Here is a 21,615-nt window from a genome sequence, read left to right as displayed (position 1 = left end):
TCATTTTGAAATGCCGGGATATGCCGTTTATTTGTGCGATGTTAGTGATAAATAGTGAATTTAGGCGGTGTTTTCGCTTGGCTTGGTATGCGTCGCCGTATTACAACATTTCAGCTCTTGTTCAGATTAATGTAAATCATTTTTATTTAGCATTCGATTCGCTGTTCGATGTAATCCATAGTAACGACCGCGCCACGAGGCACGGACGGGTCGTCTATTCCCACGAGAAGCCGAATGCAATACATAAAAAACCGAAAATGCGCTCCGGTGCGTCCGCTGAGCCAGGGCTCCCTAGCGGGCAGCGCTGCCGCCTCTGTCCTGGCGACGCTCATGCTGAGCCAACCGGGCGCCGCCATGGCCCAGACCGCGGGGTCTGACGTCAAGACGCTGTCGCCTGTCAAAGTCATTGGTGAGGACACCAATTCCTACAAAGTCAACAAGCTCGAGTCCGCAAAGTTCACGCAGCCTCTGGTCGATACGACGCAGACGGTGCAGGTAGTGACCGAACAGATGATGAAGGACCAGCAGGCTACAACGCTGACCGAAGCGATGCGTAATGTGGCGGGAGCGGGCACGTTTTATGCCGGAGAGAACGGCAACACGTCCACGGGCGATGCTATTTATCTGCGCGGCTTCGATACGTCCAACAGCATTTATGTCGATGGCATCCGCGATACAGCGAGCGTGCGCCGTGACATGTTCAACACCGAGGCCGTCGAGGTCATCAAGGGCCCGTCGGGTTCCGATTACGGCCGCAGCGCACCGAGCGGCTCAATCAACCTGGTCAGCAAACAGCCCAAACTCGAGGACAGCTTTGATGCCAGCGTAGGCATCGGCAGCGCGCGATACAAGCGCTCAACCTTGGATTGGAACCAGACGATTGGCGAAACCTCGGCCTTCCGGCTGAACATGATGGGCATGAAGTCCGATGTGGCGGGCCGCGACCAGATCGAGAACAACCGCTGGGGTGTCGCTCCGTCGTTCGCTTTTGGCCTGGGTACCGACACCCGGGTCTATCTGGATTTCATGCACGTCAAGCAGACCAACATCCCTGACGGAGGCGTGGTGACGATCGGCTTGCCTGGCTACAGCGCCCCTAGCAACGCGTTGTCGTTCCTGAACGATGCGGACAAGGTCGACACCAATAATTTCTACGGCACGCAGTCGGACCACGACTATTCGACGACCGACATGGCGACCCTGCGCCTGGAGCACGATCTCAACGAGAACGTGACGCTGCGCAACGTGACACGCTGGTCGCGCACCAAACAGAACTATCTGTTGACTTCGTTCATGGCTGGCGCATCAAATCTGACCATCGGTGATCCCAACGATCCATCGACCTGGTACATGTCGCGCTCTGCGAACCAGAAAAATTCCAACAACCGTATCTGGACCAACCAGACCAACTTGACGGCGAAGTTCAATACGGGTTCGCTCAAGCACGATCTGAGCACCGGTGTCGAGTTCACGCGGGAGATGCAGGACACCTACGGCATGACTGCGCCGACCTACCCTGCCGTCAATATCTACCACCCAGACAACAGCATCAGCGCCAATGGCATTCACAACAATGGAGCGGACTCTCACGGCACTACGGACACGTTCGCCATTTATGCCTTTGACACCATCGACCTGACAGACAAGTGGCAGATAAACGGTGGTATGCGTCTGGACCACTATCGCACCAAATACGATAGTGCCACGGCTTGCGGCGGCACAGGCCGAAATCCCGTCGCCTGCAATGGCGCGCCGACGGGAACACCCATCATGACTGTCGACGAACGCATTTCCGGCAATCTGGTGAACTGGAAACTAGGCACCCTGTATCGCGTTGCGCCCAACGGCAATATCTACGTGAACTATGGCGTTTCGCAACAGCCTCCAGGCGGTTCGAATTTCCAGCTTGCGGCCGAAGGCAGCGGCAATAGCGCCAACCGCGTTGACTTCGCACCGCAGAAAGCCAAGACCGCCGAGCTGGGAACCAAATGGGAACTCTTTGATCGCCAACTGCTGCTCAGTGCAGCCTTGTTCCGCACCGAAGTCGACAACGAAATACAGCAGGACGTGGATGGCACCTACAGCCAGACCGCGAAAAAACGTGTCCAGGGCCTGGAGCTGGGCGCCAGCGGCCAGATCACAGAGAACTGGTCGGTGAGTGCAGGCTACACGATTCAGAACGCGACAGTCGAAGACGGTTCCTCTGTGACCAACAACGGCTCGAACAACCTGACCTACACACCGAAGCACGCGTTCTCGATGTGGAGCACGTATCGCCTGCCCGGCGGCTTCACGTTGGGTGGTGGCGCGCGCTATGTCGGCAGCATGGAGCGCGGTTCCGACGGCGCCGTGGGCACGCCGGAATACGTTCGTTCGTATTGGGTCTTTGACGCCATGGCGGGCTATGAGGTCAACAAGAACCTGGACTTCCAGTTCAACGTCTACAATCTCTTTAACAAAGAGTACGTTGCGGCGATCAACAAGAGCGGCTACCGCTATTTCCCTGGTGCTCCGCGGACGGTATTGCTGACGGCCAACATCCATTTCTGATTCTTGACGGATGTTGAACGCCGCCGCGGCGGGTGGACTGCGGTCTCGCCCGTTGCGGCGGTTATTGCATTTTTAGCGGGACATTCATCATGCTGCATATTCCCCAGATCCTGACGCAGGACGAGGTTCGAGACATGCGCCGCCGTCTGGACGCGGCCGAATGGGTGGATGGCCGCGCCACCGTGGGCAGCCAAGGCGCGAATGTCAAACGCAATCGCCAATTGGCCGAGTCGTCCGATCTGGCTCGTGAGCTGGGCGAAACTGTATTGCGGGCCTTGGCTCGTAACCCGTTGTATTTTGCGGCCGCGTTGCCGCTGCGCACCGTGCCGCCCTTGTTCAATCGTTACGAGTCTGCAGAAACCTACGGCTTTCATGTCGACGGTGCAGTGCGCAGTTTCCCCGCCGCACCGGGCTGGTTACGCACTGACTTGTCGGCGACGCTGTTTCTCTGCGATCCCGATGACTATGAGGGTGGCGAACTCGTCGTGAAAGACTTGTATGGCGAACATCTCGTCAAGCTGCCCGCCGGCGACATGATCCTGTATCCCGCCAACAGCCTGCATTGCGTCACACCCGTGACCCAAGGTGCGCGCGTGGCGTCGTTCTTTTGGATTCAGAGCATGATCCGCGAACATAACCGGCGGCAGATGCTGTTCGAACTCGATCAGACCATTCAGCAATTGCGCGCTCAGTTAGGGGAAACCGAGCAGACGCTATCGCTGACGAATTGCTATCACAATTTGTTGAGGGAATGGACCGAGCTTTGAGTGTCCCGCTTATAGACCCGCACCGCGGCGTCCAGAAAGGCTTCTATCAAACGCAGGCGCGGTGATGACCGCAGCCAGATCAACCCGAATCGGCGCGGTTTACATGGCGTTTTCAACGGAATGCTGACAACATTCAGGCCGTTTTGCCATTGATGCCAAGCGCTAGGTACGATCGACACGCCTAGATCTTTGTGTACCAGGCGAGTGATGGCTTCGGTCGAAGCGAGCTCGAATCGTTCTTTGGGGACGATGCTGTTCTGGCGCAGATACGTCTCGATCTGTTGGCCTGCCCAGCTTTCCCGGTGATATCGGATGAATGGTTCCCGCTCCAGCAACAAGTGCGGGTCAGCACCCTCATGCTTGCGCGAGGCAATCAGGACGAAAGGTTCATCGCAGAGCAAATGCCACCCCATGACTTTTGACGGCGTAAAGGATGGCTCGATGGCAATCGCTGCATCCAACGTGCCTCGTTCGACTTGAGTGTGAAAGTCGGGGGACTGCCCGGACATGATTCGTACCCGTATCTCGGGATACTGGCTGCTCAGCGCTTCGAGAATGTCGGGAATCTTGCCTGCCAGGACGGTATTGCCTGTTCCGAGGCTGAGCTCGCCTCTGAGTTCGTCAGTATTGGCCAATGCCGCCAACGAGTCGACTTCGTCGATGATTTTCTGCGAGGCGTCGAGGATGCGGTGCGCAGCCTGCGTGAGATGCACGACTTTGCCTGCGCGTCGTACCAGCTCGACGCCCAGGTCACTCTCTAATGTGCGTATCTGCTGGGCAATTGCGCCATGGGTCAGGTTCAACCGTCGAGCGGCCTCCGCCATGGAGCCGTAGCGATGAACAGCCAGCAGCGTATGTAGTAGTTTGGTGTTCATCCGTTGCGCGACGGCTCGGTTCGGGGTAGGAAAGGGCAAAAGATAGGATAGCTATCTTTTGATCATGCTGGCAAGCGCCCTAAAACCATCGATGTCTCGATAGCATGGGTGCTCATGGATACGAGAGACACCTATGCGCAGCAAGTTATTTGTACCCGCTTCCCGGCCTGAGTTGTTCGCCAAGGCACTCAAGAGCGCGGCGGACGCGATCTGTTTTGACCTCGAGGATGCTGTACTGGAAAGCAAGAAAGCGTACGCGCGAGACTGTCTGGCGAGTTTCTTCAGTACTGACGAATTTCACTCGCTGCGTCAGGAAGGCAGGAAGAGCATCATCGTTCGCGTCAATGCGCTTGAAACCGGCCATACTGAAAACGACCTCATGGTGGCCTGCGTCGCGGGGGTCGATATCCTCAACATTCCAAAAACCGATACGGTCGAGGATGTGCGTCGTTTCACTGCCATGTTGGATGCGCGAGCCGAACAGACGGCCCGAGCGGGAGAGAAACTCGACATCCGTGTGCTGGCAAACATCGAAACTCCTCGGGCGCTATTGAATGCGGCCGAGATCGCAGCGGCTCATCCGCAGGTCTGGGGGCTTCAGTTGGGGCTCGGAGACTTGTTTGAGCCTTTGGGTATTGCCCGTGAAGATGCTCAGAATGTGCATTCAGTGATGATGCAGATGCGCATCGCGGCTGGCGCCGCAGGCAAGATTGCCTACGACACGGCCTACACCAATGTCGCCAATGCCGAGGGCTATCGCCAGGAGGCCTGGCGGGCACGCCAAGTAGGATTTCTGGGCAAAACGTGCATCCATCCCAATCAAGTCGCCATTGCCAACGACGTTTTCAGCCCTACCGAGGCCGAGATTCGCTGGGCGGCGAAAGTGGTGGAATCGGCAGAGCAGAACGACGTCAACGGCGCCTACATGTTAGAGGGCAAGATGATCGATGGCCCATTCATTGAACGCGCACGGGTCATTCTCGCGCAATCCGGCGGCCGCTGAGCCTGGACCAACTCGTTGTCGATAATCGCTTTGAATATGTCTATGAATAGTAGTTTTCCGTTATCCGGCTTCAAAGTGTTGGACCTCAGCGCGTATATCGCTGGTCCATACGGTTGCAATCTCCTGGCGGATATGGGCGCAGAGATCATCAAGGTCGAGCCCCCAGAGGGCGACAACTTGCGCAAATATCCTTCGACCCTCTTGGGAGAAAGCCGCGCTTTCCTGGGCGTAAACAGAGGAAAACGCGGCGTGTGCCTCGATTTGAAGAGTACATTCGGCTACGAAGTCTTTATACGCCTGGTCAAGCAAGCGGATGTGGTTGTCCATAATTTCCGGCCATCCGTTCCCGCACGCTTGCGTATCGATTACGACACGCTGCGCGCCCACAATCCAAAGCTCATCTACTGCTCCTTGACGGGCTATGGCCAAAGCGGGCCGTTGGCGAACCGGGCGGGATACGACCAGGTGCTGCAGGCCAGAACGGGCATTTGTTCGTCGCAGGGGACGACGGATGATCCAAAGATCGTTTATGGCTCGGTCGTGGACTACTACGGGGCCGCCATGTTGGCCAACGGTGTGACGGCGGCCTTGTTGCAACGTGAACGGACCGGCGAAGGCCAACACGTTGCGGTTTCTCTATTGGGCAGTGCATTGGCCATGCAGGCAGCCAGATTGGTCGTGGCCGAGAATGAACCGCGCAGCATCAACCGCGATATGAGATCGGGCGGTATTACGGGGATTCATCCAACTCGTGCCGGACATCTATATATTTCCGCGAATACGCCGCATTTCTGGCGAGCGCTGTGCACCTTGGTCGGCCAGCCGGCACTGGCTGACGATGAGCGCTATGACTCTGTCAAGAAGCGTGCGGCTCACGTGGACGAACTGCTTCCCATACTGCGCGAGGCTCTGTTGAACCGGACGGCCGAGGAATGGGAAGTGCTCTTCGGCGATCAGGTGCCATGCTCTGTCGTCCGGAATGTCGAGGACGTTTTTGAGGATGCTCAGGTCCTGGAGCAAGGTTTTATTGGCGAGCACCGGCATCCCGCTTTGGGGCCGTATAAAACCATTGCCAATCCGATTTCGTTCGGGGCCGCACAGGGCCGGCGCGAACTCCGTAGCGCTCCCGGTTTGGGCGAGCATACGACTGCAGTTCTGCGAGAGCTGGGGTACTCGGATAGCCAGATCGAATCGCCCAATGGCAACCAGTCAGATTGATCTCCGGCGCTACGAGATATCCGCCGCGATGTAAACGGAGCAGTATTTACTTCCATCCTTGTTGTTGGTATTACCTTGCTAGGAGTCCAGCATGTCCAAGCGCCGTACCCTGAAGATACTATCGAGTTTTGCATTGACCGGCACCTTGGGTGCAGCAGTCGGGTTGCCGGGCAGCAGTGTGGCGGCTGCTGGGGATTGGCCGCAACGGCCAGTCCGGCTGATCGTTCCATTCGCACCGGGCGGCAGTAACGATGTCATTGCCCGCAAGCTGGCCGACAGCATGAGCAAGAACACCGGCCAGTCGTTCATCGTCGAGAACAAAGGCGGAGCGGGCGGTGTGGTGGGATCCGGTTACGTGGCGACGTCTGCACCGGACGGCTATACGTTCCTGTTTGTCTCCGGCTCTCTGGCAACCTCGGCGGCTGTTCAAAAGACACCGTACGACCCCAAGACGGCATTTGATGCCGTGTCCATGGTGGCGAGCGCACCGTTTGTGGTGTTGACGCGCAAGGACTTTCCGGCAAAGGACATGAAAGGGCTGCTCGCCTACGCCAGGGAACACCCTGGCCAGATCAATTTTGGCAGCGCGGGCCTGGGCGATAGCTCCCAGATGGCGACAGAGTTGCTCGCCAATAAAGCAGGCGTAAAAATGCAAACCGTGGGCTACAAGGGTATCTCGCCAGCTCAATTGGATCTGGTCGCCGGTCGGCTGGACATGATCATCACTACCATGGCGTCGATCAACGGGACGCCTACAGATCAGCTTCCCAAGCTGGCTTTCACCGGGGCGGAGCGCGAACCGGACTATCCCAATATTCCGACCGTAAAAGAGGCAACAGGTCTGGATTACGTGGTCAATGTGTGGTGGGGAGTCTTTGCGCCAAAGGGCGTGGATGGAGCGATCCGGAATCGGCTTAACGCCGAAATCAAGAAGGCTATCTCCACCGAGGAATTTGCCAAGTTTCTTCATACAGCAGGTGCGCGTCCGCAAGCCTCGACACCTGAGGAGCTGCAAAAATTGCTCGAATCCGATATGGATCAATGGACTGAAACGGCACAAGCCGCAGGCATACGTCCGCAGTAAATCTGCTTTTGGATATTCCGACTTTATTGGAGCGGCGATGACTACAGTATCAAGGGGCAGGGAGAAGCAGGGGGCGGAGAGCGTCAAGCAAGCTATCACACAGTACCTGGCGGCTAGTACTGCGCACATGCATGGAACTCCCTCCCGCACCGATCCAGCAATAGTCGCGTCGGAAGTAGAGCGCTTGAACTCCTCGGTCCGAGCAAGCGCAGGCGATGGCATCAGTCCGTATGGTCAACCGGCAGATTTCCAGATAGCACAGCTGCGGGCGAGCGACTCCAGCAATGCATTACAGCGAAAAGCGGATGGCCATGGACCCCGATCAGCCCAGGCTGTCGAAGGTTCAAGGGGTTTACCGGCGGGCCAGTATTTGACCCTGGCACAAGCGATACAGAAAATGGAAAACGGCGAACTTAACGCCGAGATATTGACTGCGCAGAGTATCGCCCGCGCCACTGAGAGCCAGCCGTCCCTTAACGCTTTCATCGAAATCTGGGCTGATAGCGCGATGGCTCAAGCCCGAGCCGCCGACGCAGAGCGTGCACAGGGGAAAATCCGCGGCCCCTTGCACGGAATCCCGCTGGCACACAAAGACTGCTTTGAAATCGAAGGCCACGCCGCGACCATAGGCTCCCGAGCACGCCCCGCTGTCACGGCCTCGCGTGATGCCCACGTTATCCAGCGGTTAAAGGCGGCTGGGGCCATCACAATAGGCGCATTGAATTTGAACGAGATGGTCGCAGGTCCGACGGGGCAGAACCCCTCGTTCGGCGACTGCTGCAATGCCCTCGATCCGGCGCGGATCTCCGGCGGTTCATCCAGCGGGTCAGGGTCGGCCGTAGCGTCGGGGGCGGTTTTTGCCTCTCTAGGTAGCGACACTGGCGGCTCGATACGGTTGCCTGCATCCGTGCAAGGATTGTTCGGATTGAAGCCCACTTATGGGCGTATCTCGCGCAGAGGATGCTTTCCCCGCGCCTATTCATTGGACTGCGTCGGTCCACTGGCGCGGACCGCAGAAGACTGTGCCATTATTTTGCAGGCGGTAGCAGGACACGATCAGGAAGATCCGTCTTCCTTGGATGCGGTGGTGCCCGACTACCCCGCGCTGCTGGATATCGCTGCAGAGAAGAGCCGAATCGCCGTCTTGAATCTAGACGGCACCGAGGCGTGCGATCCGGAAATCGAATCGGTCTTCCGCACTTTCGTCGGCCATGTCGAGCGTTCTTTTGGCAATGTAAGTGCCGCGGATTTTCCGCAACTCTCCGCCTGCTATGCGATGGGAGACGTCATCTCCAAGGTCGAGGCAGCGACGTTGCACGGCCAATGGATGCGAAGCCATGCCAACGCCTATTCTCAGGCGGTGTATTCCCGCACGGAGCCAGGACTGCACGTGCCCGCTGTGCGGTATCTGGAGGCCATGATGGTCCGCGCGCGGATACTGCAGGAATTCCTGCAGGGCCCGATGGCAAACGTGGATCTGATCCTCTGCCCGACTGTCCCCATCCCCGTCCCGTTGCGAGCCGACGCAGATATGGAACAAGCAGGCAGTGTGTTCAATGTCGTGAGCGCCATCACTCGGCTCACACGACCATTCAGTTATTTAGGCGTGCCGGTGCTGACCATGCCTATAGGGAGAGACGCGAACGGCATGCCAGTTGGCGTCCAAATCATCGGCCGCCCGCTGGCCGAGGCCAGGTTGTTATCGTTTGCGCATCAGATGTCTGTTGCCTGAGCCAAGGTCCGGCGCTCAATTTACTTCATATGGCGTGAGAGCAATGAACAGCAAACCGTGGGAAAAATATCTGGTTGACAATGACAGGGCCGTTCTGGAGCGTGGCCGCTTCGCCCGCCGCATGGGCTACGGCGAAAGGCCGGCTGTCGTCGTCATTGATGCGCAGCGATATATGGTTGGCGAAGAAGGCAACGATCAGGCATGGCCCTCCAGCTGCGGCGCTATAGGCCGTGAGGCAGTACGCCAGATTCAGCGCGTGGTCGAAGAGGCACAGAAAAACGATGTGCCGTGCTTTTTCACTACCTTTGAGCTCGACCCCAATGGGAACGATATTGGGGTGTATGGACGTAAGCGCGATTTGCTCGACAGTGAGCATTGGTGCTTGACTGGTACGTTAGGCGCAGAGCTCGTGCCCGAGCTGAAACCGCGAAAAAACGACGTCACGTTTGTCAAAAAGAAGCCCAGCGGGTTCCATGGGACGCCATTGCTGGGCTATCTCGTCGAACGAAAAGTCGACACGGTGATTGTCGTAGGCGGGGCCACTAGCAATTGCGTCCGAGCGACCGTGTTTGACTCGTCTTCCTACAATTTCCGTACCATCGTTCCCCAAGAGGCCGTCTTTGATCGCATTGCGATTTCGCACGCGATCAGCCTCTTTGATATGGACAGGCAGTTTGCGGATGTCGTTTCAGTTGATGATCTTATCTCGTACTTACGGAGTCCGAGTGTGGCGCATGCATCCGTATGAATTCACACAATCGATGCACCATCGGTGTTTGCGTAAAGCCCGCACGCATCACAATGCCATAAGGCTCGGCGGTGGACTTGATCTTCAGCTTCAGCCGCCGCAATGTCCTGGATTGTTCAAAAAAATCTATCGTTTCGCCTGAGAACAGCGCAATGATCTCGTTGCTCTTATGCAGCAACAGCGCGGTCGCGAACGTCGACGATGTTTCGATGAAGCTGCGTATGGCCACATTCTGGCTGGCGGCTTCACGCTCCAGCAACGTACGCAGGGGCATATGGCCAGGGAACAGTATCCATGGGTATTGCGCGGCTTGCGCCAGAGTGACAGTTTCGGCGTCGGCCAACGGATGAGAGGGAGACGCCGCGACTCCCACGACCTCATCACACAGCCACTCAAAATGAAACGACCCGGGATGCGTCGCGACGGATGTCCGGCAAAGCGCCATATCGATCGCGCCACTCTGCAATTTTTCCAGCAGATGTGCACTCGTATCCTCATATAGATCAATGCGCACCGTAGGATAGGCTCGGCGAAAAGCCACCAGTGCATCGGCCAGCACGGCAGCCAACGCACCTGCCACTGTTCCGATAGCGATGCGCAGGCCGCCGCCGCGCGACAGCGAGCCCAGTTCATCGTGCATATGAGCGAGGCTGGCACACATCAGACGCGCGTGGCGAATCGCGCAGCGACCCATATCGGTTGCCAGCAAGCCCTGAGGGGAACGGGCAAACAAGGTCGCGCCGATGGCGTCTTCGATTTCTTTCAGCGCCTTGCTTACCCCGGGCTGAGACATGTGCAGCAACTCTGCCGCCCGATGGACAGAGCCCATATCTTCGATAGCGATCAAGAGCTTCAGTTGCCGAAATTTCAGGCGGGAGCCAATTTCATGCAGGCTCGCTAGTTCGGGTAAACACTGATGGGGTTTGTCCGGAGATTCCATTTTGTATTCTGAGTCCACCAACTCGCATAACGATAGCGCACCGCAGAGGGATAGACTCCTGCAAGTTCAAATTTTGCATTAACCAGGAGACAAGAATGAAGCTGTTGCGCTATGGTCTGCCGGGCCGCGAGGCCCCCGGTGTGTTGGACGCCCAAGGACAGATTCGCGATATTTCCAGCCTCACCCGGGACGTAGACGGCGCTTTTCTCGCCAGCGACGCGTTCCGCACGCTGCAGAAAACCGATCTGAGCCAATTGCCTGTGGTCTCGGGCCAACCCCGTCTGGGCCCGTGCGTGGGTGCGATCGGCAAATTCGTCTGCATCGGGCTGAATTATGCCGACCATGCCGAAGAATCCGGCATGCCCATCCCAGCCGAGCCGGTCGTATTCAACAAATGGACCTCGGCCATTGTGGGTCCGAACGATGACGTCAAGATTCCGCGCGGATCGGAAAAGACCGACTGGGAAGTCGAGTTGGGCGTGGTGATCGGCAAAACGGCTTCCTATATCGAGGAAGCCGACGCCTACGACTATGTGGCAGGCTACTGCGTTGTGAACGATGTGTCCGAGCGGGCCTATCAGATCGAGCGTGGCGGTACCTGGGACAAGGGCAAGGGTTGCGACACATTCGGTCCCACCGGCCCTTGGCTCGTAACCAAGGACGAAGTGCCCGATCCCCACAATCTGAAACTCTGGCTCGAAGTCGATGGCAAGCGCTATCAGAACGGCAATACCTCGACCATGATTTTCAATGTTCCGCAGATCGTCGCCTATCTGAGCCGGTTCATGACGTTGAACCCTGGCGATGTGATTTCCACCGGCACGCCCCCTGGCGTAGGCATGGGCATCAAACCGCAACCGGTGTATCTGCGCGCTGGGCAGACCATGCGTCTGGGTATTGACGGCCTGGGTGAACAGCAACAGAAAGTCGTCGCGGCCTGACGCACGCGGCAGAGACAATTCCCGGAATAGACGTGGCAGGCAGGCCCGGCAGGGCAAGCCTGCTCGTATGCAGGGAGTGGTCCGGCAAGAAAAAGGAGACGCCATAATGAATCAGTACGACCTGAAAGGCCGTGTAGCCGTTGTTACGGGCGGTGCACAAGGCATTGGCTACGCAGTTACCCAACGACTATTGGCCGGCGGCGCCAAAGTCGCGATCTGGGACATCGATGATGCGGTGTTGAGCCAGGCAAAGCAGACCCTGGCGGCGGGCCAGAATGTCCAGACCGTCAAGGTCGATATCGCGGATCTGGCAGCCGTGCAGTCGGCCGTGGAAACGACCAACGCCGCGCTGGGCCCTGTCGATATCCTCGTCAATAGCGCCGGCATCGCCGGCGCCAACGCGACCGTTGTTGATTACCCCGAGGCCGAATGGCATCGGGTGATGAATATCAATTTGAACGGGACTTTTAACGTCAACAAGGCATTGCTGCCCGGCATGATCGCCCGCAATTATGGGCGCGTTGTGAACGTCGCATCGATCGCGGGCAAAGAAGGCAACCCTAATGCTTCTGCCTACAGCGCGTCCAAAGCCGGCGTGATTGCGCTGACAAAGAGCCTGGGCAAGGAAACTGCGGGCAAGAATATCGCCGTCAACGCGGTAACGCCTGCTGCGGCAAGAACCCGGATTTTCGAGCAGATGTCACAGCAGCATATTGACTACATGCTGTCGAAAATCCCCCGCAATCGCTTCGTCGAAGTCGACGAGATTGCATCCATGATTGCATGGCTGGTCAGCGAGGAAAACTCGTTTACTACCGGCGCCGTGTTCGACCTATCCGGCGGCCGGGCCACATACTGACCGCGACAAATAAGAACAAAGGAGACATTTGATGAGATACACCGCGCCTGTCGGTGGTATGCCGGCGTCCGCGTCCTTGCCTGCGACCACGGCCGAGAGCATTTATAGCAAGGTCTTTTGGCGGTTCATTCCGCTGCTGGTGATCTGCTGGGTCATCGCCTATCTGGATCGCGTCAATATCAGTTTTGCCAAGCTGCAAATGCAAAGCGAGCTGGGCTTGTCCGATGCGGCCTATGGACTGGGGGCCAGTATTTTCTTCATTGGGTATTTCCTGTTTGAAGTGCCCAGCAACATGATTCTGCATCGTGTCGGCGCACGCGTATGGATCATGCGCATCATGGTGACATGGGGGTTGGCCTCAGCCAGTGCCATGTTCGTGACAACGGAATTCGGGTTCTACGTGACTCGCTTTCTAGTCGGTGCATTAGAGGCGGGTTTCGTCCCGGGAGCACTGTATTTCTTTACCAAGTGGTTCCCGGCGGACCGGCGTGCACGTATCAATACGATCTTCATGTCCGGTATCGCTTTTTGCGGCATCATCGGCGGCCCGATTTCGGGCGGCATCATGAAGTTCACCGACGGCAGCCTGGGTCTTTCCGGATGGCAATGGTTGTTCCTGCTGGAGGGGCTACCTGCGGTCGTACTGGGTTTGATCGTGTGGAAATACCTGGATGACGAGGTACACGACGCCAAATGGCTGACCGAGGCCGAGAAAACCACCTGGAAGGCCCAGATCGATCGAGATGCCAAAGCCGCGGAAACGCATAACTTTGGCGCGGCATTGCGCGAGCCGGCGACGTATGTGCTGTCAGTGGTGTATCTGTGCTTGGCTGGCGCGATTTATGGCCTGGTGTTCTGGATCCCCCAGTTGATCAAAACGGCTGGCACCCAAGATCCCTTCGTCATTGGCATGATTTCGTCGATCCCCTATATCGTTGCAGGGGTCTCCATGATCCTGCTGGGCAAGAACTCCGATCGCACTGGTGAGCGGCGCTGGCACCTGGCACTGACGACCTTGGCAGGAGGCATAGGCTACTTTATCAGCGGGCTATATAGCGATAACACGGTAGCGTTGCTGATCGGATTGACCGTCGCCGCCACGGGCATTATTTCAGCCATCGGTCTTTTCTGGGTGTTCCCGCAACGTTTCCTGGGTGGGATGGCTGCCGCAGGCGGTATTGCCTTGATCAACTCCATTGGTCAATTGGGTGGCGTGATCACGCCGTACATGGTCGGCAAAATCAAAGACGTGACAGGCCAGACCACCTGGGGGCTGTACGCGATTGCCACGGCGTGCGTGATTGCGACAATCATCATCGCTTGGGGGTTGCCGAAGCGCTTTTATCAGCGTGTCCGTCCCTAGTGATAAATTACTTGAGGTAATATGCATAGATTAGATATGCATATTTGTGATGCCGGGTCCATCGACTTGGCATCACTACCTTGAGACCCATGAACCGCAACCTCTGGCTCTTGTCCATCCTGCAGGGCTTGTTCCTGACCAATAACGTCACGTTCATGGCCATCAATGGCCTGGTTGGGTTCTCTCTTGCCCCCTACGGATGGCTGGCGACCTTACCGGTGATGGGGTATGTCGTCGGGGGCGCTCTGTGCACCGGCCCGGTGGCATGGACGCAGCGGCGTTTCGGGCGCAAGACGAGTTTTGTGCTGGGATTGGTCGTGGCGGCGGGATCTGCGCTGCTGTGTGCTTTTGCCGCGTATATCCAGAGTTTCTGGTTGCTATGTGCTGCAACGATGATCGCGGGTTATTACTCCGCCAATGGCCAGCTGTATCGTTTCGCATCTGCCGAGTTCGCTGCGCCCGAGGCGCGCGAGAAGGCCGTCTCGATGGTGATGGCCGGCGGTTTGTTGGGAGCCGTCTTGGGGCCTAACCTGGCCTCGTATTCGAAAGCCTGGCTTGCGACCCCATTCATGGGAGCGTATCTCGCTTTGGTGGTGGTCGCCTTGGTCGCGATGGTGCTGTTGTTCTGCATGGATTTTCCCGAGGCACCCAAACGCGCGTCGGTATCCGGCGGGCGTCCTATGTCGGTGATCGCGCGGCAGCCTGCATTTCTCGTTGCAGCCGGGGCGGGCGCATTGAGCTATGGCGTCATGAACCTGCTGATGGCGGCGACGCCGTTAGCCATGCAGCATCACGGTATGCCCTTTGACGATGCGGCATTCGTGCTCGAATGGCACGTCATCGGGATGTTTGCCCCAGGCTTTTTCACGGGATATCTGATCAAGCGATTCGGCGTGTTGTCCGTGATGGCCTGCGGTGGCTTGCTGAATCTGTTGTGCATTGCCGTAGCGCTCGGGGGGACTGACCTGCATCATTTCACCGCCTCGCTGTTCATGCTCGGCGTCGGTTGGAATTTCCTGTTCACTGGCAGCACGACTTTGTCCCTGTCAACCTACACGGCCGAGGAAAAAGACAGGGCGCAGGGTACGATGAATTTTTGCGTATTCGCGGTGATGGCCCTGAGCTCGTTGACGTCGGGGATGCTGGTTACGACGCAGGGATGGACGATTCTGAACCTCGGCTCTCTCGTGCCCATGCTTGCGATTCTGGCTGGGCTGGCGTGGTTGGGATATCGCAATAAACGGCAGCCCAGAGAGGTGGCGGTAGGGTGAGCGAGGATGCGAAGACCGATTTCGCTGCTACGCGTTGTCCTCAGCAGGTCGGTCAACTTCTTCGTTTCTGGCGCCGTCGACGTAATCTCAGCCAATTGGCACTAGCGCTGGAGGTAGGCGTTTCCACGCGGCATCTGAGCTTCATCGAGACCGCTCGCTCCAAACCCAGCGCCGATATGCTGCTCGCTCTCACAGAACGGTTGGATGTTCCTCTGCGTGAGCGCAATCAAATACTCGTGGCAGCCGGATATGCCCCGGCGTTTACGCAACGCACACTGCAATCCCCGGATATGCAGGCCGTGCAGGCCGCATTGAGCCGATTGCTGGATGCTCATCACCCCTATCCCGGGTTTGCGCTCGATAGGCAATGGAACGTGGTGCAAGCCAACCGCGCGGGCATGGCGTTGGCGGAATTGCTGCCGCCCTTTCTGAGAGAGCCATCGTTGAATGTCTATCGCGCGTCGCTACATCCAGAGGGGCTCGCACGGTTCACGGTCAATTTCTCTGACTGGTCCCGTCATCTGCTGCACAATCTGCGCGCTGCAGTTGAAAGCAGCCACGATACAGGTTTACAGCGACTGGAAGCCGAAGTCCTCAGCTATCCCAATGTACAGGCCGTCCAGGCCTCGCGCAGCGAAAACAAAAGCACCGGTATCCACGCGCTCTTAGTTCCCTGTGTTCTCGACCTGCCCATGGGGCGTTTGTCCTTGTTTACTACGTTGACGACATTCGGTACGCCGCAGGATATCACGCTGCAGGAACTTTGTATTGAGTTGTTCTATCCGGCAGATGCTGAGACAGAAGCTCTACTGCGCCCGCAGACCATTACCTGACAGGTAATCGACCGCACAATCAGGCTTCCGTATTCTGAGCATGTACTTAACATTCACGCTCACTACGGAGAATAGTATGCCTGCGTATGCCATAGGATTGCTCACCGATGTTGATTTCAACGCCGAAATCATCGAATACATCAGCACCATAGAAAGCACGATGAAGCCCTTTGATGGGCGATTTATCGTGCATGGCACCCACGCCGAAGTCCTGGAAGGGACCATGAACATGGATTGCATCATCATCGAATTTCCGTCGATCGACCATGCCCGCCGATGGTACGCGTCGGATGCCTATGGCAAGTTGATCCCTTTGCGAGCACGCAATTCGAAAGGCGCGATTTTTCTGATCGACGGCGTGCCGGCAGATTATTCGGCGGTGACGCTGGTGGAGAAAATGGCAGTGGGTGCGACGATTCACCCGGCGCATGTTAGGTCCTCTCCTGCTGTGTTAGAAACTACCACTCACTGAAGGTCGGAGGATTCTGCCTACGGTCTTGTAGCACCAGCTCGATTTCCAGCAGACCTGTTATGGCCAGAAGACGGTCGACAGTTAATTGGCCGGGCTGATTCTCAAGTTCGGAAAGCCTGTTTTGACTGATATTCAATCGCGCCGCAACTTTCGCTTGCGTCAGTCCCAGCTCCTTGCGCCTGGCGACGAGTATCGTACCGATCTGGCTACTGATGGAGAGCTTTTGCATGGGAGCGGGATATCGAAGTTTTGACGTTTCTACTATATCGATAATTCCGATAAAACACGATTATCGATATGTCCGATATTTCTGGTATGGCCAACACGCCATCGCAGAAGCCCTTATTGGTGCATTGCTTTCGCTACGCTCAAAAACGCCGCCAATGCCGGATTCGCATCATCGCGGCGCCATGCCAGGCCCACCTCTTGGCTCAGGAACGCGGTGGTATCCGATAACGAGACATAGCGGACTTTCGGGTGAATCAAGGATCGCAGGTTGCTGGGCACCAAAGCCACAGAGAGTCCAGCAGCGACCAAACCAATGACGCTGCCGACTTGCGCACTTTCCTGATCGATGCGGGGATAAAAGCCGGCGGTGGCGCAGGCCGATATCAACTGGGCGTGCGCTGCCGGCACGTGCTGGCGCGCAAACGCTACGAAAGATTCATGCTCCAAATTCCGCAATGAGATAGCTTTCCGGCGGGCCAGGCGATGGTTGTGGGGCAGGGCTGCCATGAGCCGGTCATGTTGATATGGCACCGACGCGAGCAACGTTTCATCTTTGGCCAGTGGTGTACGCAGCATGCCTACGTCCAAATATCGCGCCTTTAACCGTTCTAGTTGATCGCGTGTCGTCATCTCGAAAACGCGCAGCTTGACCTGCGGGTATTCACGACGGAATCGTCCGATCAATTCGGGCATGAATCCATAACCCGCGCTGCCGATATATCCCATCGACAACTGGCCAATCTCGCCATTGGTGGCGTGTTGTGCACGTTCGATTGCCACGCGTTCATACGCCAGCCATTGGTAGGCTTCCTCCAGGAACACCTTGCCTGCAGGGGTGAGGGCCACGCTGCGTTTATTGCGAATAAAAAGCGGGGTGCCTACATGTGCCTCCAGCTTTTGTATGGCCTGGCTTAACGGCGATTGCGCGATGCCCGCGCGCAGCGCCGCACGGCCGTAATGCAATTCCTCGGCTACGGCGATGAACTGACGTAGTAATCGGCTGTTCAGCATAAAGACATTTTTTATCTCACAGAGTGCTGAATTATATGTTGGACATGATGAAAATGGGTTCTTAGACTGAGCTCTGGATCATCACCCCCTGACAGATAAAACAATGAGAGAGACAGATTCACAAACCCACGATACTTATCGCGCAATTGCAGCGCTGCTCGGAAGCGACTGGGCCAGGCAGGATGCTCCGGAACACCGGCTGCGGCTGCATGGAATCTGTCCTGCGTTCGATTCTCCACATAAGCTGACGGTCGCGGCGGCCAGCGCTATTGGCGCTTATGCGCTCTCTGTCGAGCGTTGGCATCACATGGCCACGGGTGTGCGTCAGACCGTCGCCATTGATTGGATGCAGGCCGCCTGTTCATTGAACCCCGGGCATTTTCAGACCCAAAGCGGGTTTGCCTTGCCGGCGTTGTCCCTGTTGACAGAACTGAAGGCCGATTTTTACCAAACGGCGGACGAACGGTGGTTCTTCCCGATCGGTTCGTATCCGCATTTGCGTGATGGGGTGCTAGAACTGCTGGATTGCGCCAATACGACTGCGGCGCTGGCCAAGGCTATATCGCGTTGGAAAGGCGACGATTTGGAGGAAGCCTTTGCCGAGCGCAAGTTGCCGGGCATTTATGCGCGTTCGCAGGATGAGTGGCTCAGTCATCCCCAAGGTAAGCGCTTGGCGAAGTTGCCGGCGGTCGAGGTCATAAAGGTCGATGACAGTGAACCAGAACCTGCACAGGCAAACGTCCGTCCATTAGATCGCTTGCGCGTATTGGATTTAGGGCATGTGATTGCGGGACCTGTAGTGGCGCGTTCGCTGGCCGAGCACGGCGCAGAGGTTCTGCGTATCACGTCGCCAGCGATGCAAGACCCATTTCGTCAAACGGTCGACACCAATATCGGCAAGCGATCCGCATTTCTCGACTTTGATACGCAGCAAGGACTGCAGACAGTGCGGGACCTGATTAGCGGTGCTGATGTCGTGGTGCAATCATGGCGACCCTGCAGCATGAGCAAGCGCGGCCTGGGCCCGCAAGACGCTGCGTCGATACGGCCAGGCATCATTTATGTATCGGTCTCGGCATTCGGCGACGAGGGACCGTGGGGGAAGCGGGGCGGATTCGAACAACTAGGTCAGGCGGTAAGCGGTGTGTCGGTGAGAGAGGGTGGGCAGGGCAAGCCCCGTGTCGTGCCTCCTTATCTGTTGAATGATTACCTCACTGGCTACTTAGGGGCCACGGGCGTGATGCAAGCCTTGATTCGCCGCGCCCAGGACGGGGGCAGCTATCACGTCAAGGTGTCGTTGGCACGCACATCGATGTGGGTACAAGAGTTGGGGTTGTTAAGCGGCTTTGATCCTATGCACCCTCGTGGGGATTTTGCGAAGGCGTTAAATCCTGTTTTGGAGACGCGAGCATCCGCCTACGGCATATTGCAGCAGCTGCCGCCGGTCGCGCAGTTCTCGCGTACTCGGGCGCAGTGGTCACTGCCACCCGCACCAAACGGTGCGCACGCTGCAGCATGGCAATAGATGCCATGACGTCACTATACAAATAATCAAGGCGAAGGAGACATTATGAAAATCGGACAATGGGCGTGCGCAATTGCCGCCGCCGCAACCACCAGCCTGAGCGGCGCTGCCTATGCCGAGCTGGCCTATCCCACCAAGCCTATTACGTTGATCATCGGTTTTGCGCCGGGAGGCCCGACCGATGCGATCGGAAGAGTGCTGTTCAAGACCGTATCGCAGAAGCTCAACGTCCCGATCATTATCGAAAACAAGCCTGGCGCCGGTGGCAACATCGGTACGCAAGAGCTGATGCGTGCCAAGCCGGACGGCTACACCCTGTTGTATGGCACTTCGTCGATTACGACGGCCCCGCCGTTGTTCGGGCGGGATGATCTGAATCCGACAAAGGCGTTCGTGACAGCCAGTTGCTCAGTCAGCGTTCCGCTCATTTTGTTGACAAACAAGGCCATGCATATGGCATCCGCGCCTCAGTTCTATGATGCAATCAAAACGGATCCCGGAAAATATTTCCAAGGCTCGTCGGGCAACGGGTCGATCGATCATCTGGTATCGATGGATATCGCAAATCGCCTGGGTTTGGATTTCCAGCATGTTCCCTATAAAGGCAATGGCCCGGCATTGACTGATCTCGTCAGCGGGAACGTGAATTTCATGTATTCCGGATCATTCAATAGTGCGATGCCATTCATCCAGAATGGCCAGGCCAAGGCACTCGCGGTGACCTCGGAGAAACGATCCGTCAGTTTGCCTGATGTGCCCAGTCTCAGCGAGGTGGTACCCGCGCTGAAAGGTTTCGACGCGGGCACGTGGCAAGTATTGATCGCTCCCAATGGCACCGATCCTGAGATCCTGAAGAAACTGGATCAGGCATTACAGGCATCGTTGAAAGATCCTGAAGTGCAGAAGAGTCTGCGGTTTCAGGGGGCGGAGCTTATGAATAAGGATCCAGAGGCCTGCCAGGATTATGTGGCGTCCGAGTATTCCCGGTGGAGCGAGACGATTAAACGGCTCGGCGTGAAGGCTGGGGGATGACGATGCCGTCTGCATCGCTAATGCCCCAACCAGACAGATCAGGCTTTAGCAGCAACATGCTCCGCAATCGCGCGGCCGATGTCTTCGGTCCGCGCGTCGCCGCCCAGGTCCGGCGTACGTGGGCCTGATTTCAAGCAGTCTTCAATTGCACGCAAGATGGCGTCGTGAGCGTCGTCGCTGCCCAGGAATTGCAACATCAACGCGCCTGACCAGATCATGGCGATGGGATTGGCGATGCCTTTGCCATAGATGTCTGGTGCGGATCCATGCACGGGTTCGAACAGTGAAGGGAATTTGCGTTCCGGGTTCAGGTTTGCCGACGGCGCGATACCGATCGTGCCCGCGCAGGCAGGGCCCAGGTCCGACAGGATGTCGCCAAACAGATTCGATGCCACCACCACATCAAAGCGCTGTGGCTGCAGCACAAAGCGGGCGGCCAGGATATCGATGTGCTGTTTGTCCACCGTGACATCCGGATAGTTCGCCGACATTGCATTGGCGCGGCCATCCCACCACGGCATGCTGACGGCAATGCCGTTGCTCTTCGTGGCGACCGTCAGGTGTTTGCGCTCACGGCTTTGGGCCAGATCGAACGCATAGCGCAGCACGCGATCGGTACCGTGGCGCGTGAACACCGATTCCTGAATCACAATCTCGCGATCGGTGTCGGGGAACAGGCAGCCGCCCAGATTGGTGTATTCACCCTCGGTGTTCTCGCGCACGATATAGAAATCGATGTCGCCTGCCTTGCGGCCGGCCAAGGGGCAAGGCACGCCATCAAACAGGCGTACATGGCGCAGGTTGATGTACTGATCGAACTCGCGCCGGAATTTCAGCAGCGAGCCCCACAACGAGACATGATCGGGCACCGTTGCAGGCCAGCCCACAGCGCCAAAGAAAATCGCGTCGAATTCCTGCAGCTGCGCTTTCCAGTCTGCCGGCATCATTTCGCCATGCTTTTCGTAATAGTCGCAGTTGGCCCAGTCGAAATGGACGATCTCTAGCGGCAGGCCGAAACGTTTAGCGGCGGCTTCGACGACGCGCAGGCCTTCGGGCAGGACTTCGTTGCCGATGCCGTCACCGGCAATGGCGGCGATTTTGAATGATTGGGTCATGAGGTCGGACTCGATAAAAGGAAAAAAGCAGACCCCATGGTAGAAGGT

At 57.2% G+C, this 21,615-nt stretch carries 20 protein-coding genes; 15 read left to right on the top strand and 5 right to left on the bottom strand.

What is annotated here, in order from left to right:
• Positions 1 to 234 precede the first annotated feature (234 nt).
• Complete coding sequence (locus CAL20_RS23880; RefSeq protein WP_094839230.1) at positions 235 to 2,550, top strand: catecholate siderophore receptor Fiu; 2,316 nt, start codon at positions 235 to 237, stop codon at positions 2,548 to 2,550.
• A gap of 86 nt (positions 2,551 to 2,636) precedes the next feature.
• Entirely contained in the window at positions 2,637 to 3,317 is a 681-nt protein-coding gene (locus CAL20_RS23875; protein WP_094823587.1) for a Fe2+-dependent dioxygenase, read from the top strand.
• On the opposite strand, the gene CAL20_RS23870 is transcribed toward CAL20_RS23875, so the two are convergent.
• Positions 3,284 to 4,192, bottom strand: coding sequence for a LysR substrate-binding domain-containing protein (locus CAL20_RS23870; protein WP_094839229.1), 909 nt, complete (start codon positions 4,190 to 4,192; stop codon positions 3,284 to 3,286). The genes CAL20_RS23875 and CAL20_RS23870 overlap by 34 nt on opposite strands.
• Before the next feature lie 133 nt (positions 4,193 to 4,325).
• Here CAL20_RS23870 and CAL20_RS23865 point away from each other — a divergent pair, with 133 nt between their 5' ends.
• The 5 genes from CAL20_RS23865 to CAL20_RS23845 all read left to right on the top strand — a co-directional run bounded on the left by CAL20_RS23865 (position 4,326) and on the right by CAL20_RS23845 (position 9,977).
• Positions 4,326 to 5,195: an HpcH/HpaI aldolase/citrate lyase family protein gene (locus tag CAL20_RS23865; RefSeq protein WP_094823585.1), complete on the top strand. Its 870-nt coding sequence runs from the start codon at positions 4,326 to 4,328 to the stop codon at positions 5,193 to 5,195.
• Between the two features lie 42 nt (positions 5,196 to 5,237).
• Positions 5,238 to 6,413 carry a CaiB/BaiF CoA transferase family protein gene (locus tag CAL20_RS23860; RefSeq protein WP_254924395.1) on the top strand — a complete coding sequence of 392 codons (1,176 nt, stop codon included), beginning with the start codon at positions 5,238 to 5,240 and terminating at the stop codon, positions 6,411 to 6,413.
• Between the two features lie 91 nt (positions 6,414 to 6,504).
• Positions 6,505 to 7,497, top strand: coding sequence for a Bug family tripartite tricarboxylate transporter substrate binding protein (locus CAL20_RS23855; protein WP_094839228.1), 993 nt, complete (start codon positions 6,505 to 6,507; stop codon positions 7,495 to 7,497).
• A 370-nt stretch (positions 7,498 to 7,867) separates the two neighbouring features.
• Complete coding sequence (locus CAL20_RS23850) at positions 7,868 to 9,229, top strand: amidase (RefSeq protein ID WP_179266730.1); 1,362 nt, start codon at positions 7,868 to 7,870, stop codon at positions 9,227 to 9,229.
• A 43-nt stretch (positions 9,230 to 9,272) separates the two neighbouring features.
• A complete protein-coding gene (locus CAL20_RS23845; RefSeq protein ID WP_094839226.1) occupies positions 9,273 to 9,977 on the top strand; it encodes an isochorismatase family protein in 705 nt (234 codons plus the stop codon).
• On the opposite strand, the gene CAL20_RS23840 is transcribed toward CAL20_RS23845, so the two are convergent.
• The gene (locus CAL20_RS23840) at positions 9,931 to 10,917 is read right to left on the bottom strand and encodes a LysR substrate-binding domain-containing protein (protein ID WP_143277098.1); all 987 of its coding nucleotides are present in this window, start codon (positions 10,915 to 10,917) and stop codon (positions 9,931 to 9,933) included. The genes CAL20_RS23845 and CAL20_RS23840 overlap by 47 nt on opposite strands.
• Before the next feature lie 95 nt (positions 10,918 to 11,012).
• On the opposite strand from CAL20_RS23840, the gene CAL20_RS23835 reads away from it, so the two are divergent.
• From CAL20_RS23835 to CAL20_RS23810, 6 genes are all read left to right on the top strand, one after another.
• Positions 11,013 to 11,858, top strand: coding sequence for a fumarylacetoacetate hydrolase family protein (locus tag CAL20_RS23835; protein ID WP_094839224.1), 846 nt, complete (start codon positions 11,013 to 11,015; stop codon positions 11,856 to 11,858).
• A 106-nt stretch (positions 11,859 to 11,964) separates the two neighbouring features.
• Positions 11,965 to 12,717, top strand: coding sequence for an SDR family NAD(P)-dependent oxidoreductase (locus CAL20_RS23830; protein WP_094839223.1), 753 nt, complete (start codon positions 11,965 to 11,967; stop codon positions 12,715 to 12,717).
• Positions 12,718 to 12,748: 31 nt separating this feature from the next.
• Positions 12,749 to 14,080, top strand: a complete 1,332-nt coding sequence (locus tag CAL20_RS23825) for an MFS transporter (RefSeq protein WP_218830732.1) — start codon at positions 12,749 to 12,751, stop codon at positions 14,078 to 14,080.
• A gap of 89 nt (positions 14,081 to 14,169) precedes the next feature.
• Positions 14,170 to 15,351: an MFS transporter gene (locus CAL20_RS23820; protein WP_094823577.1), complete on the top strand. Its 1,182-nt coding sequence runs from the start codon at positions 14,170 to 14,172 to the stop codon at positions 15,349 to 15,351.
• Positions 15,348 to 16,184, top strand: a complete 837-nt coding sequence (locus tag CAL20_RS23815) for a helix-turn-helix domain-containing protein (protein ID WP_094823576.1) — start codon at positions 15,348 to 15,350, stop codon at positions 16,182 to 16,184. Before CAL20_RS23820 ends, CAL20_RS23815 begins: the two co-directional genes overlap by 4 nt.
• Positions 16,185 to 16,260: 76 nt before the next feature.
• The gene (locus CAL20_RS23810; RefSeq protein ID WP_094823575.1) at positions 16,261 to 16,656 is read left to right on the top strand and encodes a DUF1330 domain-containing protein; all 396 of its coding nucleotides are present in this window, start codon (positions 16,261 to 16,263) and stop codon (positions 16,654 to 16,656) included.
• On the opposite strand, the gene CAL20_RS23805 is transcribed toward CAL20_RS23810, so the two are convergent.
• Both CAL20_RS23805 and CAL20_RS23800 read right to left on the bottom strand, forming a co-directional pair.
• Entirely contained in the window at positions 16,643 to 16,885 is a 243-nt protein-coding gene (locus CAL20_RS23805) for a helix-turn-helix domain-containing protein (RefSeq protein WP_094823574.1), read from the bottom strand. The two genes, CAL20_RS23810 and CAL20_RS23805, sit on opposite strands and share 14 nt — an antisense overlap.
• Positions 16,886 to 16,998: 113 nt before the next feature.
• The gene (locus CAL20_RS23800; protein ID WP_094823573.1) at positions 16,999 to 17,895 is read right to left on the bottom strand and encodes a LysR family transcriptional regulator; all 897 of its coding nucleotides are present in this window, start codon (positions 17,893 to 17,895) and stop codon (positions 16,999 to 17,001) included.
• A 103-nt stretch (positions 17,896 to 17,998) separates the two neighbouring features.
• On the opposite strand from CAL20_RS23800, the gene CAL20_RS23795 reads away from it, so the two are divergent.
• Both CAL20_RS23795 and CAL20_RS23790 read left to right on the top strand, forming a co-directional pair.
• Entirely contained in the window at positions 17,999 to 19,420 is a 1,422-nt protein-coding gene (locus CAL20_RS23795; RefSeq protein WP_094823572.1) for a CoA transferase, read from the top strand.
• Positions 19,421 to 19,465: 45 nt separating this feature from the next.
• Positions 19,466 to 20,452, top strand: coding sequence for a Bug family tripartite tricarboxylate transporter substrate binding protein (locus CAL20_RS23790; protein ID WP_094839222.1), 987 nt, complete (start codon positions 19,466 to 19,468; stop codon positions 20,450 to 20,452).
• Between the two features lie 38 nt (positions 20,453 to 20,490).
• Here CAL20_RS23790 and CAL20_RS23785 read toward each other — a convergent pair whose 3' ends face one another.
• Positions 20,491 to 21,567, bottom strand: a complete 1,077-nt coding sequence (locus tag CAL20_RS23785) for a tartrate dehydrogenase (RefSeq protein ID WP_094823570.1) — start codon at positions 21,565 to 21,567, stop codon at positions 20,491 to 20,493.
• Positions 21,568 to 21,615 lie beyond the last annotated feature (48 nt).

Origin of the sequence: Bordetella genomosp. 4 (assembly GCF_002261185.1) — a bacterium.
Taxonomy (GTDB): Bacteria; Pseudomonadota; Gammaproteobacteria; order Burkholderiales; family Burkholderiaceae_B; genus Bordetella_A.
The sequence above is the reverse complement of the archived record's forward strand: the minus strand, read 5'-3'. Positions and strand labels throughout refer to the sequence as shown.

What these genes read in the sequence shown, in the direction of transcription:
- CAL20_RS23880 (WP_094839230.1), top strand. Translation starts at nt 235, where the DNA reads ATGCAATACATAAAAAACCGAAAATGCGCTCCGGTGCGTCCGCTGAGC.
- CAL20_RS23870 (WP_094839229.1), bottom strand. Translation starts at nt 4,192, where the DNA reads ATGAACACCAAACTACTACATACGCTGCTGGCTGTTCATCGCTACGGC.
- CAL20_RS23865 (WP_094823585.1), top strand. Translation starts at nt 4,326, where the DNA reads ATGCGCAGCAAGTTATTTGTACCCGCTTCCCGGCCTGAGTTGTTCGCC.
- CAL20_RS23860 (WP_254924395.1), top strand. Translation starts at nt 5,238, where the DNA reads ATGAATAGTAGTTTTCCGTTATCCGGCTTCAAAGTGTTGGACCTCAGC.
- CAL20_RS23855 (WP_094839228.1), top strand. Translation starts at nt 6,505, where the DNA reads ATGTCCAAGCGCCGTACCCTGAAGATACTATCGAGTTTTGCATTGACC.
- CAL20_RS23845 (WP_094839226.1), top strand. Translation starts at nt 9,273, where the DNA reads ATGAACAGCAAACCGTGGGAAAAATATCTGGTTGACAATGACAGGGCC.
- CAL20_RS23840 (WP_143277098.1), bottom strand. Translation starts at nt 10,917, where the DNA reads ATGGAATCTCCGGACAAACCCCATCAGTGTTTACCCGAACTAGCGAGC.
- CAL20_RS23835 (WP_094839224.1), top strand. Translation starts at nt 11,013, where the DNA reads ATGAAGCTGTTGCGCTATGGTCTGCCGGGCCGCGAGGCCCCCGGTGTG.
- CAL20_RS23830 (WP_094839223.1), top strand. Translation starts at nt 11,965, where the DNA reads ATGAATCAGTACGACCTGAAAGGCCGTGTAGCCGTTGTTACGGGCGGT.
- CAL20_RS23825 (WP_218830732.1), top strand. Translation starts at nt 12,749, where the DNA reads ATGAGATACACCGCGCCTGTCGGTGGTATGCCGGCGTCCGCGTCCTTG.
- CAL20_RS23820 (WP_094823577.1), top strand. Translation starts at nt 14,170, where the DNA reads ATGAACCGCAACCTCTGGCTCTTGTCCATCCTGCAGGGCTTGTTCCTG.
- CAL20_RS23810 (WP_094823575.1), top strand. Translation starts at nt 16,261, where the DNA reads ATGCCTGCGTATGCCATAGGATTGCTCACCGATGTTGATTTCAACGCC.
- CAL20_RS23805 (WP_094823574.1), bottom strand. Translation starts at nt 16,885, where the DNA reads ATGCAAAAGCTCTCCATCAGTAGCCAGATCGGTACGATACTCGTCGCC.
- CAL20_RS23800 (WP_094823573.1), bottom strand. Translation starts at nt 17,895, where the DNA reads ATGCTGAACAGCCGATTACTACGTCAGTTCATCGCCGTAGCCGAGGAA.
- CAL20_RS23795 (WP_094823572.1), top strand. Translation starts at nt 17,999, where the DNA reads ATGAGAGAGACAGATTCACAAACCCACGATACTTATCGCGCAATTGCA.
- CAL20_RS23790 (WP_094839222.1), top strand. Translation starts at nt 19,466, where the DNA reads ATGAAAATCGGACAATGGGCGTGCGCAATTGCCGCCGCCGCAACCACC.
- CAL20_RS23785 (WP_094823570.1), bottom strand. Translation starts at nt 21,567, where the DNA reads ATGACCCAATCATTCAAAATCGCCGCCATTGCCGGTGACGGCATCGGC.